Source organism: Sphaerotilus sp. (genome assembly GCF_031429695.1).
Lineage (GTDB): Bacteria > Pseudomonadota > Gammaproteobacteria > Burkholderiales > Burkholderiaceae_C > Sphaerotilus.
Window position 1 is genome coordinate 1 of sequence record NZ_JANPAB010000096.1, and the last position, 13,269, is coordinate 13,269.

Genomic DNA, 13,269 nt, shown 5'->3' on the forward strand with positions numbered 1-13,269 from the left:
GCTGCTGCGGTGTTCCACGGCAGCCCGTCGCGCGCGCCCAGCACCTTGATCAGGGGCGCGCTCCGGGAGAAAAAATCTGCGTTCACCTCGATCACGGCCAGCACGATGGCGATCAGCCGATCCGGCAGCAGTCCCTCCAGTTCGGCCCGGCTCCAGCCCGTGGCCACGCTGACGATCTGCAGCACGTCATCGCCGCGGCGCGCCAGCAGGTCGATCGCCCAGGCGCCGATCAGCATGCGGTCCTGGTCCGTGCCCATGCCCCCAGCAGCGAAGGCCATCAGCACCGCGGGCGGTGCCGACGACAGCTCACCGATCAGGCTGCTGATGGTGCCGAGCAGGCGCAGTGCCTGGCCGACCCGCAGCGGGCTGATGGTGAGGGTGCCTGCGCCCAGTTCCTCGCCGGGAGCGATCGGCAGGACGATGTTCAGCGGCGCGACGAACTGGATGTCGGTCGGGGTCTTCATGCCGCTCATGCCTCGTAGATCGCGTAGTACTGGCCGCCGACATCCGTGGCCTGACGATTCGAATCCTTGAGCAGCGCGGCCGAGATCGTGTACTCGCCGTACTGCTCCATGATGAAGTCCTGCTCGCCCTCGAATCCGAATCGGGCGCGCCAGCAGCTCACCGACTTGGCGACCGAGTTGTAGGCGTTCACGCCGTTGAACACGAGCTGGTATTCGTCCGCCGTCGATCCGGCGAGCGCAGACATCACCTTGACCGCACCCGGCGTGTAGTCGACCTTGAGCGGCTGGGTGTACGGCGCGCCCGTGGTCAGATCGGTCGGGCGAATCGTCCCGCCGACAGCATCCAGGCTGTACTGCGCCGGAGGCAGCACCTTGCCCGCACTGTCCTTCACCACCACCGCCTGGACGTTGCGCGAGGGCAGCAGGATTACCTGACCCACCTCGACCACCGGCGCAGTCCAGCCGGTGACGGCAGCCGCCGCCGTCTGCTCGGACCATCCGCCGCGGTTCATCAACGCGGCGATGAATGGCGGGAGCGTCTTGCACTTGATCTCGACGTCGATCTTGCTGGTGCCAGGCATGCGAAACGCGACACCCCGATCGGTCGACCGAGAGGTGTTCATCTCGACTGGGCTGCCCGACCGCTTGATCTTGAACACGGTGGACTCACCGAAGTCGTAGCCTGCCGCGTCGATCAGGCCGGTGGTCGCATTGCGCTTGAATGCATTGACGACGCCGACACCGGAGTACGGCTCGAATTTCAGGTGGTTCAGGGCCATGGTCGGCTCCTCAAATGTCAGAGGTGGATGGGAACGGAAAAGGTGAGCGGGTACAGCGCGCTGTTGGTGCGGTACTGCGCCGCGCGGCCCTGCGCACGAGAGAACGGCCGGACACAGCCCTCGGGGCGGAATCCGGCCAGGGCGAAATGGATCTGGCTGAGCAGGCGCCCAGCGCTGGTGTTGCGTGCCGCGAGATCGACCTGGCTGGCGTTGCGCACGTAGAGCAGCGCTGACCAGAGCTGATGCACTTGCTGCACCGAGCTTTGCAGTGCCTTGGCATCATCCTCGGCTGGGAGCTTGTCGCCTTCCCAGAGGACGTAGATCAGCGGCGAGCGCGCCCCGCCGTCCGCCTGGCCGATTTCTTCGATCTGGACGACGTCGCCGGGCGGGATGCCCTGCACGCGCTCGCGCAGCCTGGCCAGGATGGGCTGGGCCACGAACAGGTAATCCGACTCGATCGCGCGGGCCATGGCTCAGCCCCAGAACCGGTGTGGCCCGTCGTCACAGCAGTCACCGCCGACGTCGCGCGCCATGACCTTGTTGCCGACGAAGAACGCCACGTCACCGACGCCCGGCATGGGCGGTGCGGCCGATGGCGCCACCAGCATCACCTTGCCGGCCGCCACGCGCTGCAGGTAATCCATCGCGGTCTTGTACGCCTCGACAGCCCGCGGATCCGGCTGCACGAACTGCAGCCGGTACCGGGTGATGTCGCAGCAGTACACCCGCAGCACCGCCGGCGGCGAGGGCATCGGCGCCGTGGCCACGCGCCCGATCAGGAACCCGTCGATCTCGGCGGAGGCATCGGCCAGCGCCGTCACCAGCACCTGCTCCGCCGGCACGCCGAGCCGCTGCACACCGAAGTCGGTGAGCTGCTGCGTCTCGACGGGGCCGAAGCGGTCGATGAAGTCCTGAGCGGTCGCGTACACGGCAGCGTCCGATCAGGCGGGGGCGGCGACCTGCGCCACTACGAGCATCGGCTCGCGCGCCAGCAGATCCCACTGCTTGGCAGTCAGCGCCGACTGCGCCAGGGTCACCCCTTGGTGCGTGAACTCGCGCCCCAGGCGGCGGAACGTGCCGGCCGGCGACACGCTGCGCACCTTGATCAGGACCGGTGCAGCCGGTGCGGGCACCGATGCTGCGGGGGCGGCGCCATCGGTGGCGGGAGTGGTGTTGGTCGTGGCCATCAGGGTCTCCGTGTGGCTGGGTGTCAGACGAGAAGCTCGGGCGCCACGACCAGTTCGAGGCGCTTCTTCATCGTGTTCGTCTCGCCACCTGCCAGCGTGTCCTTGTTCAGCAGGTCGTAGGCGACTTCAGCCTGCGCGGGCGACACGATCAGGTGCGTGCCCTTGACCTTCAGCGGTTTTCCGCTCTCGCCGATCTGCGAGGACATGGCTGTCAGCGTGGCCTTGAGCGACGCGATGTCCAGCGCCTGCTTGCTGGCGAACGCGAGCTGCCACCAGGGCGAGAACCCGGCAGCACCGCGGCCATCCACGCCCCAGATGTACTTCTTCTGGAAGAAGACGTTGGCGTCGTTCTCGTTGAACAGCTTGACCAGGTTGAACTTCTTGCGCGGCTGCCAGATCAGCGGTTTCATCACCATGGACGAATCCACGATGAACCATGCCTCGCCCGTGCCGCCCATGTGGTTCGAGACCACCGCACTGCGCACCGGGTGGTCGGTGTCGAAGAAGTACTGGCCGTCCGGCCCCAGCATCGTCAGGCCCGACTTCAGCGTCGAATAGACCAAGTCGCCCGGGAAATTCGCGGCGTTCTGCCCGGTCTGCTCGAAGATGTTCGCGTAGATGCCGTAGGAATCGTCCTCGATCGCTTCGCGGTCGATGCCGTGGGATTCCTCGAACGGCTTGTTGCGGATGACGAACTTGTCTTGCGACACGTTCTGGATCACGCGCTCACCCACCCATTCGCGGATATAGCCCAAGTCCTTGAAATAGGGGTAGAGGCTCTCGCCGCTGGTGCTGGGAATCTCCATGGCGACGGCGTTCCACGGGGTCGTGGCGCGCTGCATGCCGCGGTTGAAACGCATGTCGATGGCCTGGCTGAGGATGCTCAGGTTGCCCGCGTTGATGTCCATGTCTGTGGCTCCGAAAATGGGTTGGGTGGCTGGTGCTGGAATTGCTGCGCGGGAATCAGATCTCGACCCACACGCCAGCCGAATCGACGCCAAACACCGTGCCAGCCACCGGCCGGGCGCCGGTATTGCTCGTCTTGGCGACGGTCTGGTTGTCCACGACGTAACAGGGCGCGCCGAGGTCGGCGAGCGTGATCTGGTCTGCCGCGGCGGAATTGCCGAACGGGCCGAACACCCCCCGGTCCACCTGGACCATCTTTCCGCCAGCGATGCCGGCCGCATTGCTCGCGGGGTACTGGCTCATGCCCACACAGCGGTTGGCTGCGGTGGCGACGGCATTGACGGCCACGCCGGCGGCATTGACCTGGACGAGGACGCCAGCGGGGATGTTCTCGCCCGCAGCCATCGGCAGGACGCGGGTCCGGGAGCCCGTGGTGCGGGTATCGCGGTTGGTGGTGGTGGCGGCCATGGGCGGCTCCTGTTCGGTGGTTTCGGTGAGGGCGGTAGCAGTAGCGCAGCCGATTCGGCTTACTTCTTGGCGCTGTAGGTCTTGGCGTAGTCGGTACCCGACACACCCATGTTGTCCAGCACGGCCGATTGAGCCGCGCTGAGTGCAGCCGTGCTGCCCGCGTCACCTGGGTCGATGCCACCCGTCTGGCCACCGACGCCCGGCAGCAGCTTCGGTGCGACGGCCAGGAATGCCTTCAGCTCGGCGACGTTGCGCTTGCCGGTGTCGATCGCCCACTGGCGCTGGATCGGCAGCAGCTTGTGCTCGGACATGGCCGTGGCCACCAGTGCCTCGACCTCATCGCCATTGAGCTTGGTGGTCAGCGCAGCGAGCTGGCCTTGCAGTGCAGCGATCACCTGGGTGGACGAACTGGTGCCGCCCTTGAGCGTGGAGATGGCGGTCAGCGCGGTGGCCTCGTCGGCGGTCGGTGCCACGCCGAGGGCGGTGGCGATGGTGGCGCTGAGCGGCACAGGTGCAGCTTCGGCCTTGACCTTGAGCGAGGTGATGGCGCTGAGCACGGCGGCGGCGTCCGATCCGGTGGCCAGGCCCAGCAGGGCGATGAGTTGGGCGAGATCCATGCGGGACTCCGTGGGGTTGTGGTCAGGGGAAAACTGCGCCTGCAGGCGGGCCGACAGCTCAGCGCCGAGCGGGTCCATGCCGAGGAGCGCGGGGTAATTGGTGATGGCGGCCATGAGCACACCGGTCACGGCGCCAGCAGCGTCGAACGTGATCACGGGGCTGATGTAGGCGTACTGGCCAGACTCGATCCAGCCGCGGACCTGGTCGGTCCAGGTCGCGTCGAGCGCGTACAGGCCCTGACCGCGCCGCCATTCAAATCGGGTGGCCCATCCGGCGGCGGGCGCCGGCTGGCCATTGGTCTCAGCGCGGATCGTCTGGTGGTCGATGTCGAACAGGAAGCGCGTCAGGGCGGACTGGGCATTCAGCGCCACAGCGATCTGTTGGCCCTTTGCATCGGTCAGCGTCCATGTCTGGCCCGGCCCGGGGCGGCCGTCGCGGGCGGAGAACTTGCCAGCCGGCAGCAACTGCACCTCGGCTGCAGCGGTGAGGCTCAGCGAGGCAGCCAGCAGGGCAAGAAGGGGGCGGGCGCGAAGGCGGGAAGGCATGCCGGCATCGTGCCGGCGGGGCGCCTACAGTTCGATGGGAACCGATTCAGCGAATCTCACAGCACACCGGAGAGGTAATCCTCGATCTCGGCCAGCACGTCGGCCTCGTCCTCGGTGCCGAGTTGCCCGGTCTCGGGGTCCGCGGTCAGCAGCCCACGGCGGGGCATGCTCCTGGTGCCGAACTCGTGGAGCATCGGGATCTGCCACTTCCCGCCCGGCGTGGCCCGGCTCATGCCGATCTCGACGCTGAAGTCGGCTGGATTGTGCGCGAGGCTCTGGCGCATCAGGCGAGTGCGCTCCAGGAGACTGCCGGGCAGCTCAGCCTGCAGCTCTCCCTTGCGGAATGCGCCCCAGCGCTCCTTGCTCGGCTTGCCGGCGCCCGGGTCACCCGCACCGCCCAGCGCATAGAACTGCGAGGTCAGCGGGCTGATCGGCGCCCACGGCGCACCGCTCGGATCGGTCTTGGTCTCGAAGCGCAGGTTGATGTTCGCTTCGATTCGTGCGCCGATGGCCGCCATCATCGGCATCGGGTGCGACAGCGCGCTGATGACCTCGTCCAGGCGCCGGGCGATGTTGCCGTCGCCGTCGATGTTGATCGTCAGCGTTGCCATCTCGTCAGGCCCCGGTCGGGCGGACCTTGCCCGGGTTGTAGCCAAATCCCGGGTCCACGCCGCGCGGCACACGGCTCATCTCGCCGGTGCGCTTGTTCGTGAACTCGACCCAGTCGGTCGGCGGTGCCGTGGTCTTGATCGGCACGCCGGCCCGGCGAAGCTTGTCCAGGCCACGCTCGTCGGTGGCGAACGCCGTGCAGCGGCACCTCCAGCCACAGGGCGGGTAGTGCGTGTCCCACCACTCGTCATCCGCCGGCAGCGCCACGCCGTCCCACGGCCGGTGCGACACGCGCACGTGCTCGTCGTGCATGGTCCGGTAGACGACGAAGGGCAGCTTGTCCTTGCTGCGCTCGATGCGCTTCCAGCGGCCCGCGGCGTAGCTCTGCCTGGTGTTCACCTCGAAAATCAGTTGCAGCCGGCGTGGGTCGAACGTCGTGGCCACCTTCTCGCCGGTGGCGGTGTCGACGACCTCGCGGCGACCCCACCACCCAGCGCTCTCCAGCCGCGACTGGACGGTCTGCGCCCAGTCCTTGAAGTCGGTGCCGGCGCTGATCGCCGCGTCCAGCTCGTCGCGCACGAAGGCCAGCAGCGCCTCTTCTGCCAGCCGGGAGACGGTGAAGGCGCGGGTGTGCTCCTGCTGCCACATGTCCTGCCAGGAGAAGGTGGTCTCCAGCAGGCTGCGATCCTGAAAGGCCGCGATGGCATCGAGCGGCGGGACTGCGCCGAGGCGAAAGCCGGGCGGGATGCGGGTGGGCATGAGTCAGTACCTCCGGGGCAGCGTCAGCGCCGGCGCGTCGAAGCGCGGCACGCGCGGGGCCTCATCGCAGCTCACATCGGCCGATCCAGTCGTCAGGCCGTGCGACTCGATGCGCAGATGCCGGACAGCCTGGCAGCCGTCCATGGCGCGCTGCGCGACCTCGTGCAGCGCCGACGAGGCGCAGCCGCCGAGCGGGGCGGCGACGATGGCAATCAGGCAGAGCAGTTTCATGGCCACACCTCCTCGCGGCCGGACAGATCCAGATCCGCCTCACCGGCCAGGCGGGCGGCGAAGGTGGCGCGGGCGACGCGCTCGGTCAGCGCGGCGCTGTCCATCTGCTTGCCCAGCCCAGATAGCCTGGCGCGGAATGCCTGCATGGTTTCACCTGCTGCAAGCGCCTTGTCGATCTCGGCCAGCAGCGGCGACACCAGCCCGCCCATCACCGGCGCCCAGTCAGTCAGCGCCGAGTCCACCAGGTCGTCCAGTGCGTCACGCGGTGCGGGGGCAGCTGGCAGTTGGCCGGCCAGCGGTGCGGGCGGCGCCGGCGCTGCACCAGGTGCCGGCTTTACACCGGGTGGCGGGCCTGCTGGTGCTGGTGCTGGTGCTGGTGCTGGTGCTGGTGCTGGTGCTGGTGCTGGCGCCGGCGCTGCAGCATGCGCGCCCAGGATCTCCTCTCCCTCGTCCGCCATTTCGATGCGCAGCTTGCGGTGCAGATCCTTGACACCAATCCGCATCCCAGCCGCTGCCAGCTTCGGGAGCGCCTCCGCGTAGAGGGCGATGTCCTCCGGCTCCTGGACATCGAGCACGAAGCGCGGCAGCCGGCGCGGATCGGCGCCTGGCTTGTTGATCAGCACCATCGGTGCGATGAGCTGTGCCGTCAGCGTGGCGGCGATCCGCTTCGCATCGCTCTTCAGGATGTCGCGGCGCACCTCGTTGTGGACGTTGCCCAGCGCCTGCGTGCCGTTCTGGCCTTCGCTGCTTGTCAGGGTCTGGCCAAGGATGATCTTCGACTCGACGGCGTCCATGCCGGTCCACATCGTGCGGAACGGTCCCTCGGTTCCACTCGCGGCATCGAGCAGGTCCAGCGACATCGATTGAGGAATGATCCCGCCCGCGTTGTGCCCGATGCCCGCCACCGCCTGGAGCAGCTTGCGCTTTTCTGCATCGCTCGCACCGGACGGGTACTTGCCCAGTCGGATCGGCAGGCCGTAGATCTCCAGGAACTCGGCCAGGTCGCGCACAGCGTAGTGCTTGAACAGGTATGGCCAGCACAGCACCCGCGCCAGACTGCCGCGTGCCAGGTAGCCGTTTCGGCTGTTGTGGACGTGCAGCAGCCAGCCGTAGGGCTGCAGCGGCACGCCGTGCTGCGTGCTGCCGTCGCGCAGGCGCAGGCTGTTGCGGTCCTCGCCAAGGCACAGCCACCGCTGCGGCCGCGGGGCAAAGCGCGGCTGCAGCGTGTGCTGGTCCAGCGACCACCACATCTCGATGCCCTTGAACCCCTTGAGCACCGCGTCCATCAGCTCGATGAGCACCACCTCCTCGAACTGGTCGATCGACTGCACCCAGCCGCGCACCTCATCGGCCAGCGCCTGCTCCTCGGGCGAGGCATCGTCTGGCGGCTCGATGTCCCAGTCCAGCATCGCCACCGCGCCCTTGCGCTTCGCCAGCTCCGAAAAGATCTGGCCGTCGCGCTCCTCCATGTCGTCGGCGAGTTCAAGCTGCTGGATCAGGTCGCCCTGCTCGGCAGCGCGCAGGATCGCGTTCAGCCTGGCAGGCGTCAGGTTGCGCCCCGGGTGGTTGTCGAACTCGTTGCGCAGCGCGGCGATGTGCGCGCTGTCACTGGTCTCGGTCTGCGGCTCGCGCAGCGCGCCGGTGTCGATCGGGTTGCCCCAGCGGTCCAGGATCATGGTGTGGCCTCGAAAGTGGAATCAGCCCCGTGGGGCGCCTGGAGCTGCCATGCAGCCCCGATGTACCGTCTTGGTTCGCTCAAGCCCCTGCAAGGCTGTTCAGGAACGAAACTGAACACATCACCAGCCCGAACCGAACCCACCGGATGCGCCCATGCCTGTCGAAAGGTCGTCATCGTCATCGGATCCGCCCCAGTACGACGACTTGTCGGGCAGCGGCGTGTAGTCGATCTCGCCCGCCTCGCGGGTGAAGGCGTAGTGCGCCAGGAACAGCGCGATGGCGAAGTCGCCGTGCCGGCGGTCCTTGTTGCCGCCGTCGGCTGCTGCTGCCTTGGCTGCGGCGCTCTGGGTGTCAGCCGGCGGGATCTTGGGGATGCCCTTGACCACCTTGATGGCGCGCAGGTCATCGCTCAGTGCCGCATCTCTGGGGATGCCGACCAGCGTGGCCTCCTGCAGCGCGGACTTCAGCTTGGGCATGTGCGCTAGATAGAAGGCCTCGCTGAGCTTCACCTGCTCGATCATCTGCGTGCCGTACTGCTGCGCCGCGGCCTCGGCCAGCGCTGCGCCGTTGCCGGTCGCGTCGAGCGCGCCGCCGCGGAACCGGGGCAGTGCGTCTGCGATGGCGAACAGGATCTGTTCCTGGCTCTTGAACGGGCAGTTTCCCAGCTCGATCACCAGCCGCACACGCTCGACCAGGTCAATGCCTTGTTCCAGCACCACGATCACGCTGCGGTCCACCGACCGCGCGAAGTCTTGCCCGAAGCCGTGGCGCCGGTCGGGGTGCAGACGCGCCAGGTGCGGCCGCAGTTGTTCGGCGACCCAGCCGACGATGGCGAAGCGGCGCACGTCCTCGGGCAGGTAGGCGAACCCGTCATCCCAGCGGCCGCGCACCAGCGCCGGGCCGTCCGGGTGCTCCGGCGACCAGGCAGGCACCATGCGCTCGCTGATCAGCGCCAGGCTGAGATACGCCCCCGTGCTCTGGCTCGGGATGACGTCCAACTCCTCGGCCGCATCGTCACCGTACATGGCACGGGCCTCGGCGACCCACTTGTCCTGGCTCTCCTGTGTCCACTGGATGCCCTTGCGCAGGCACACCCGCCGGTACAGCCCCTGTGAGACGGAATCGTCGAAGGTGATGCGATGCACCGTGGCCGCACCACGCTTGCCAGCGCGGATCTGCTGGATCAGCTCGTTGAACGGGTTCTCGGCACCATCGTGCGTGGACCAGATGCGGACCTTGTTGCCCCACAGCAGCATGGCCATCGCCGCCTTGAGCAGCCCTGGCAGCTCTGGCGCGAACGCCGCTTCGTCGATGCCGATGTTGCCCTGCTTGCCGCGCAGGTTCGTCGGGCGCGAGCTGAGGGCCAGCACGCGGCGGCCATTGGGGAACGAGACCTCGAAGGTCTTGATGAAGCGGCGCCCGGCTTCCGGGTCCACATCGTCTTCCCAGATGCCTTCGCCGATGGTGCTTGCTGCGAAGCTGAAGGCCTTGGCCCACATCGCCACGGCTTCGATGAACTCGCGGGCCATGTCCTGGGCCGCGCTGATATAGAAGTAGTTCGAGCCGCCCTCCGCGACTGCGCCGAGCACGGCGTCAGCCGCCTCGGCCCAGGTCGCGCCAACGCGGCGGCTCTTTTCCCAGACCTTGAGCTGCGCCTGGTCGGCGATCCACGCCTGCTGGTAAGCCAGCAGCACCGGCGGCGGGGCCTCAGGTGCTGCGTCGCTGGTCAGCAGCGGCGGGGATCGACGGGACGGCGCACGCATCACCCACTCACTCGGTCTGCGCAGGGCTGCGGGCCGATTCAGCGGCTGCGGCCGCCGCGACCATGGCGCGGTGGGTCAGCACGGCCTCGGTGATCGCGCGGGCCTTCGCCGGCATGACCACCTCGTCGCACGTCGCCGACATCACCACGACCCGTCCGGACAGCGGCATCACGGCCGCCTCCAGCTCGGTCTCGCCAGGGTCACGGCCACCGAAAATTCTTTTCAGCCACTGAATCATGTGCAGCTCCTGCGCAGCTCAGACGATCACAGCGGGAGCTGCGTCACGATCGGCTCTTCGGTGGGCGCCGGATCAGCTGGCGTGGCCGGCTCTTCGGTCACCACCGGATCAGCGGGCGCGGCCGGCTCTTCGGTCACCACCGGATCAGCAGGCGTAGCCGGCTCTTCGGTCACCACCGGATCAGCGGGCGCAGCCGGCTCTTCGGTCACCACCGGATCGGCTGGCACCGGGTCCGGGGTCGGAGCAGGGGCCGGAGCCGACGGCGGGTTGACGGCCGCATCGACGTTGATGCTCACGGGAGCCATGGCACGCAGACGGCCCGTCAGATCCACCAGGATGTTGATGGCGCTGACGATTTCGTAGCGGACCATGCGCAGCGTGGTCTTGAACGAAGCGAACGACTTCTCGCGCCGCAGCAAGCGCGCCGAGAAGAATGCCGGCACGCCCGCGAAATCGACGCAGTCGAAAGTGCCGGTGTAGTCGTTGCCCACCTGCGAGCCCTGGAACGTGAACAGCGCGGTGCGGCCATCCACCAAGGTCAGCTTGGCGCCGGTCAGCATGCCGGTCTCGGGGTGCTTGAGGATTTCCCACCCCAGCGAGTCGATGTTGCTCGCATAGGCGAATGCCTCGATCGAGCTGGCGAGCTGGTAGTCGGAGCCCGACAGGGTCACACCCAGCGCGGCCATGAGCAGACGCACGGTCGCATCGTTGACCAGGCGCTCCAGGATCTCCTTGAGCTGATCCTTCTCGTACTGCTCGATCTTGTCGGCCGCCACAGCGACACGCTCCAGGATCTCCCGCACTGCGATGAACTCGTTGTTGACGTTGGACTCCAGCGTCAGGTGTGCGTCTTCGACGGCCTTGAGCATGTCACCAGCGAACTGCACCTGCTCATCGAAGTTGAGCTGGCGTTCGAGGGCGATCACCGGCAGGTCGGTGTTGATGGTCTTGGAGATGACGGGGGACATGGCAACCTCGGGGGCGTGGCGGTGTTTGGAAGCCTGTCCTGCAGCACGACCGCCGGCATGCTGCAGGAGGCATTCGGTCAGCGGGGGATGCCCAGGATCTGGGCGCGGATCTCGGCGACCTGGTCGGGCTGGAGCCCACCGGTGCGGGCAATCTTTGCGACGGCATCGGCTGCAGCCGTGACACGGGACTCGACCTCGACACGCCACTTGGCCTGTCGCACCCGTGCCTGGCTCAGTCGGCTGAGCGCCAGTGCCGACTCGCTCATCAGCCCCAGGCGGACCACGGGGTCTTCGATGGTCTCGGCCTCGCGGACCTGGAGGAGCAGCTCGAATACCTCGGACTGGACTAACGCCATGGCCGCCTCGCCGCGCGCATCTGCATCGTCGCGGCTGCTGTCGGCGATCAGGCGAGCCGCTTCGGTCGTGGCGCGGATCGACTCGGCGGCCCGCTTGAGCTTGAGCGACTCGGCACCCACGGCGCTCTTGCCGATGTACATGGCCACGCCCGCCTGGCGCAGCATCTCCTGCAGCTCCTCGGTCACGCTGACGATGTCACCGAAGGCGCGCTGCACGAGCGTCTCGTGCAGCCAGCGCCGGATTTCCTCAGGCAGCTTGGCGATCTTGGGGACGGGCGGCATGGTCAGAAACCCGGCTGCGGACGGGCGACACCCGGCACGCGGGTGTTGCCCAGCGCCACATCGAGGCCGCGGTCGGTGAGCGTCACGACACTGAGGCCCTCCAGGTCGCGCACCATCACGAGGGACTGCTCGCGAAGCCAGGCGATGTCCTGCGCCATGCGGTCGGCGCTGACACGGTGCCCGACGGCGGTGCAGTAGCGCCCGAGCAGGATGCTGTTGGCCTGGTAGCCGTCGGCGTTTTCCAGGGCGCGCAGCAGCACAAGGCGCCGGTCCTGGGTCTGGAACAGCTCGAAGTCCATGGCGGGGCCGGTCATGTCAGTAGTTGGTGTTGGAGTTGTGGCGCCGGGCGGAATCGAGCAGGAAGTTCTCGACGCGATGCAGCGAGTGCTGGATCGTCAGGAGCTGCTGGTTCTGGCCCTCCATCTGCACTCGAATCGTCTTGACCTCGCCCTCCAGCTCAGCCAGCTCAATGCGCGAGGGCACCTGCTTGCTGTGGTGCTCAAGCTGGACGATGCGGTTGGTCAGCTCACGCGAGACGACGGAGAGCTGGGCGCGCACCTTCTTGGACTCGGCTGCTGCGTCCTCGCCGGGACGGCGCAGCCAGAGCACCACCGAGACGACGCCCATGAACACCCACTGGGCGAGGTCGAGGAGGAACTTGGGTTCGGTGATGGAAGGTGGCATGCCGGCATGGTGCCGGCGGGGGTGCTATCGGGACAGGGGAACTGATTCAGCGATCGTTGACCCGAGGAGAGACACATCGCTGTCGGAGCGCCCTAGGGTCAATACTCACCACCATATGGTGAGCTGCTGTAGCCAATCTGATAGAATCTACTAAATTTCTTGAGAGGTAATTATGAAATGTGCAATCGATGGCGGAAAGCTAAATGTATTTTCAAAATATGTATTTGCATCAAAGGATTTTAAGAATATTTACAGAGGGCGCTATATCTACAAGTGCAGTTTGTGCGGCCTAAAGCAGATTGATCGCACGCAGCTTGATGAAACAAAGCTGTCTGACTACTACAGAAGCGCTTACCGTAATGTAGCCAAAATTGGGAGAGCTGACACTCAGGCGCAGATTGACAAGTACCGTGCCAGAGCAAATGCGATTGCCGACCTGATACCACCTGAAATCACTGTCAAAAAAGTGTTTGAGCTTGGGTCGGGTCACGGATTCAACCTATCCGAGATAAAAAACAGATTCCCAGAGTGTAGATTGTTTACGGATGAGCCGGACGGGACGGTAATGCCTGGTGTCGCTATCTCCAAGTCCGAACGGCTTTGTTGCATAACCCAGCCGAGGCTGAGTTTCCCCTGACCCCAGACGGAGTTACGCCACAGCCCGCGTCACCGGGGTGCCCAAGTGGGTGAAGCGGTTGAGCACTGCGGCCCGCACCTGCAACTCCACCACCTGCC

The 13,269-nt window shown here is 66.7% G+C and carries 19 protein-coding genes; 1 reads left to right on the plus strand and 18 read right to left on the minus strand.

Annotated features, from left to right (window positions below):
• The 18 genes from RMP06_RS18430 to RMP06_RS18515 form a co-directional block, all read right to left on the minus strand.
• On the minus strand, window positions 1-464 hold a 464-nt coding region (locus RMP06_RS18430), incomplete at its 3' end, for a hypothetical protein (protein ID WP_310463255.1).
• 5 nt (window positions 465-469) lie between these two features.
• Window positions 470-1,243, minus strand: coding sequence for a phage tail tube protein (locus RMP06_RS18435; protein WP_310463256.1), 774 nt, complete (start codon window positions 1,241-1,243; stop codon window positions 470-472).
• A 17-nt stretch (window positions 1,244-1,260) separates the two neighbouring features.
• Complete coding sequence (locus tag RMP06_RS18440) at window positions 1,261-1,713, minus strand: phage tail terminator protein (RefSeq protein ID WP_310463257.1); 453 nt, start codon at window positions 1,711-1,713, stop codon at window positions 1,261-1,263.
• Between the two features lie 3 nt (window positions 1,714-1,716).
• Window positions 1,717-2,172: a gp436 family protein gene (locus RMP06_RS18445; RefSeq protein WP_310463258.1), complete on the minus strand. Its 456-nt coding sequence runs from the start codon at window positions 2,170-2,172 to the stop codon at window positions 1,717-1,719.
• Window positions 2,173-2,184: 12 nt separating this feature from the next.
• Window positions 2,185-2,430, minus strand: a complete 246-nt coding sequence (locus tag RMP06_RS18450) for a hypothetical protein (RefSeq protein WP_310463259.1) — start codon at window positions 2,428-2,430, stop codon at window positions 2,185-2,187.
• A 23-nt stretch (window positions 2,431-2,453) separates the two neighbouring features.
• Complete coding sequence (locus RMP06_RS18455; RefSeq protein WP_310463260.1) at window positions 2,454-3,338, minus strand: Mu-like prophage major head subunit gpT family protein; 885 nt, start codon at window positions 3,336-3,338, stop codon at window positions 2,454-2,456.
• Window positions 3,339-3,393: 55 nt separating this feature from the next.
• Window positions 3,394-3,804: a hypothetical protein gene (locus tag RMP06_RS18460; protein ID WP_310463261.1), complete on the minus strand. Its 411-nt coding sequence runs from the start codon at window positions 3,802-3,804 to the stop codon at window positions 3,394-3,396.
• A 59-nt stretch (window positions 3,805-3,863) separates the two neighbouring features.
• Window positions 3,864-4,967, minus strand: a complete 1,104-nt coding sequence (locus tag RMP06_RS18465; protein WP_310463262.1) for a phage protease — start codon at window positions 4,965-4,967, stop codon at window positions 3,864-3,866.
• 56 nt (window positions 4,968-5,023) lie between these two features.
• Window positions 5,024-5,578 (minus strand): phage virion morphogenesis family protein, encoded by a 555-nt coding sequence (locus tag RMP06_RS18470; RefSeq protein ID WP_310463263.1) that lies wholly within the window; start codon window positions 5,576-5,578, stop codon window positions 5,024-5,026.
• Between the two features lie 4 nt (window positions 5,579-5,582).
• Window positions 5,583-6,335 (minus strand): phage head morphogenesis protein, encoded by a 753-nt coding sequence (locus RMP06_RS18475; RefSeq protein ID WP_310463264.1) that lies wholly within the window; start codon window positions 6,333-6,335, stop codon window positions 5,583-5,585.
• Between the two features lie 3 nt (window positions 6,336-6,338).
• Window positions 6,339-6,566 carry a hypothetical protein gene (locus RMP06_RS18480; RefSeq protein WP_310463265.1) on the minus strand — a complete coding sequence of 76 codons (228 nt, stop codon included), beginning with the start codon at window positions 6,564-6,566 and terminating at the stop codon, window positions 6,339-6,341.
• Window positions 6,563-8,242, minus strand: coding sequence for a DUF935 domain-containing protein (locus tag RMP06_RS18485; protein WP_310463266.1), 1,680 nt, complete (start codon window positions 8,240-8,242; stop codon window positions 6,563-6,565). The genes RMP06_RS18480 and RMP06_RS18485 overlap by 4 nt, the downstream gene beginning before the upstream one ends.
• Before the next feature lie 120 nt (window positions 8,243-8,362).
• Entirely contained in the window at window positions 8,363-10,006 is a 1,644-nt protein-coding gene (locus tag RMP06_RS18490) for a terminase large subunit domain-containing protein (protein ID WP_310463267.1), read from the minus strand.
• Window positions 10,007-10,013: 7 nt separating this feature from the next.
• On the minus strand, window positions 10,014-10,244 hold the full coding sequence (locus RMP06_RS18495) for a hypothetical protein (protein ID WP_310463268.1): 231 nt from the start codon (window positions 10,242-10,244) through the stop codon (window positions 10,014-10,016).
• 26 nt (window positions 10,245-10,270) lie between these two features.
• Window positions 10,271-11,212 carry a hypothetical protein gene (locus RMP06_RS18500; RefSeq protein ID WP_310463269.1) on the minus strand — a complete coding sequence of 314 codons (942 nt, stop codon included), beginning with the start codon at window positions 11,210-11,212 and terminating at the stop codon, window positions 10,271-10,273.
• A gap of 77 nt (window positions 11,213-11,289) precedes the next feature.
• Entirely contained in the window at window positions 11,290-11,850 is a 561-nt protein-coding gene (locus tag RMP06_RS18505) for a DUF3486 family protein (RefSeq protein WP_310463270.1), read from the minus strand.
• Between the two features lie 2 nt (window positions 11,851-11,852).
• Window positions 11,853-12,164, minus strand: a complete 312-nt coding sequence (locus RMP06_RS18510) for a VpaChn25_0724 family phage protein (RefSeq protein WP_310463271.1) — start codon at window positions 12,162-12,164, stop codon at window positions 11,853-11,855.
• A gap of 1 nt (window position 12,165) precedes the next feature.
• Complete coding sequence (locus RMP06_RS18515) at window positions 12,166-12,534, minus strand: hypothetical protein (RefSeq protein WP_310463272.1); 369 nt, start codon at window positions 12,532-12,534, stop codon at window positions 12,166-12,168.
• A gap of 172 nt (window positions 12,535-12,706) precedes the next feature.
• On the opposite strand from RMP06_RS18515, the gene RMP06_RS18520 reads away from it, so the two are divergent.
• Entirely contained in the window at window positions 12,707-13,171 is a 465-nt protein-coding gene (locus tag RMP06_RS18520) for a hypothetical protein (RefSeq protein ID WP_310463273.1), read from the plus strand.
• Window positions 13,172-13,269 lie beyond the last annotated feature (98 nt).

Bases quoted from the DNA above. Each gene is read 5' to 3' on its own strand.
- RMP06_RS18490 (WP_310463267.1), bottom strand. From the start codon at position 10,006: ATGCGTGCGCCGTCCCGTCGATCCCCGCCGCTGCTGACCAGCGACGCA.
- RMP06_RS18440 (WP_310463257.1), bottom strand. From the start codon at position 1,713: ATGGCCCGCGCGATCGAGTCGGATTACCTGTTCGTGGCCCAGCCCATC.
- RMP06_RS18465 (WP_310463262.1), bottom strand. From the start codon at position 4,967: ATGCCTTCCCGCCTTCGCGCCCGCCCCCTTCTTGCCCTGCTGGCTGCC.
- RMP06_RS18510 (WP_310463271.1), bottom strand. From the start codon at position 12,164: ATGACCGGCCCCGCCATGGACTTCGAGCTGTTCCAGACCCAGGACCGG.
- RMP06_RS18505 (WP_310463270.1), bottom strand. From the start codon at position 11,850: ATGCCGCCCGTCCCCAAGATCGCCAAGCTGCCTGAGGAAATCCGGCGC.
- RMP06_RS18500 (WP_310463269.1), bottom strand. From the start codon at position 11,212: ATGTCCCCCGTCATCTCCAAGACCATCAACACCGACCTGCCGGTGATC.
- RMP06_RS18480 (WP_310463265.1), bottom strand. From the start codon at position 6,566: ATGAAACTGCTCTGCCTGATTGCCATCGTCGCCGCCCCGCTCGGCGGC.
- RMP06_RS18495 (WP_310463268.1), bottom strand. From the start codon at position 10,244: ATGATTCAGTGGCTGAAAAGAATTTTCGGTGGCCGTGACCCTGGCGAG.
- RMP06_RS18475 (WP_310463264.1), bottom strand. From the start codon at position 6,335: ATGCCCACCCGCATCCCGCCCGGCTTTCGCCTCGGCGCAGTCCCGCCG.
- RMP06_RS18515 (WP_310463272.1), bottom strand. From the start codon at position 12,534: ATGCCACCTTCCATCACCGAACCCAAGTTCCTCCTCGACCTCGCCCAG.
- RMP06_RS18450 (WP_310463259.1), bottom strand. From the start codon at position 2,430: ATGGCCACGACCAACACCACTCCCGCCACCGATGGCGCCGCCCCCGCA.
- RMP06_RS18485 (WP_310463266.1), bottom strand. From the start codon at position 8,242: ATGATCCTGGACCGCTGGGGCAACCCGATCGACACCGGCGCGCTGCGC.
- RMP06_RS18520 (WP_310463273.1), top strand. From the start codon at position 12,707: ATGAAATGTGCAATCGATGGCGGAAAGCTAAATGTATTTTCAAAATAT.
- RMP06_RS18460 (WP_310463261.1), bottom strand. From the start codon at position 3,804: ATGGCCGCCACCACCACCAACCGCGATACCCGCACCACGGGCTCCCGG.
- RMP06_RS18470 (WP_310463263.1), bottom strand. From the start codon at position 5,578: ATGGCAACGCTGACGATCAACATCGACGGCGACGGCAACATCGCCCGG.
- RMP06_RS18455 (WP_310463260.1), bottom strand. From the start codon at position 3,338: ATGGACATCAACGCGGGCAACCTGAGCATCCTCAGCCAGGCCATCGAC.
- RMP06_RS18435 (WP_310463256.1), bottom strand. From the start codon at position 1,243: ATGGCCCTGAACCACCTGAAATTCGAGCCGTACTCCGGTGTCGGCGTC.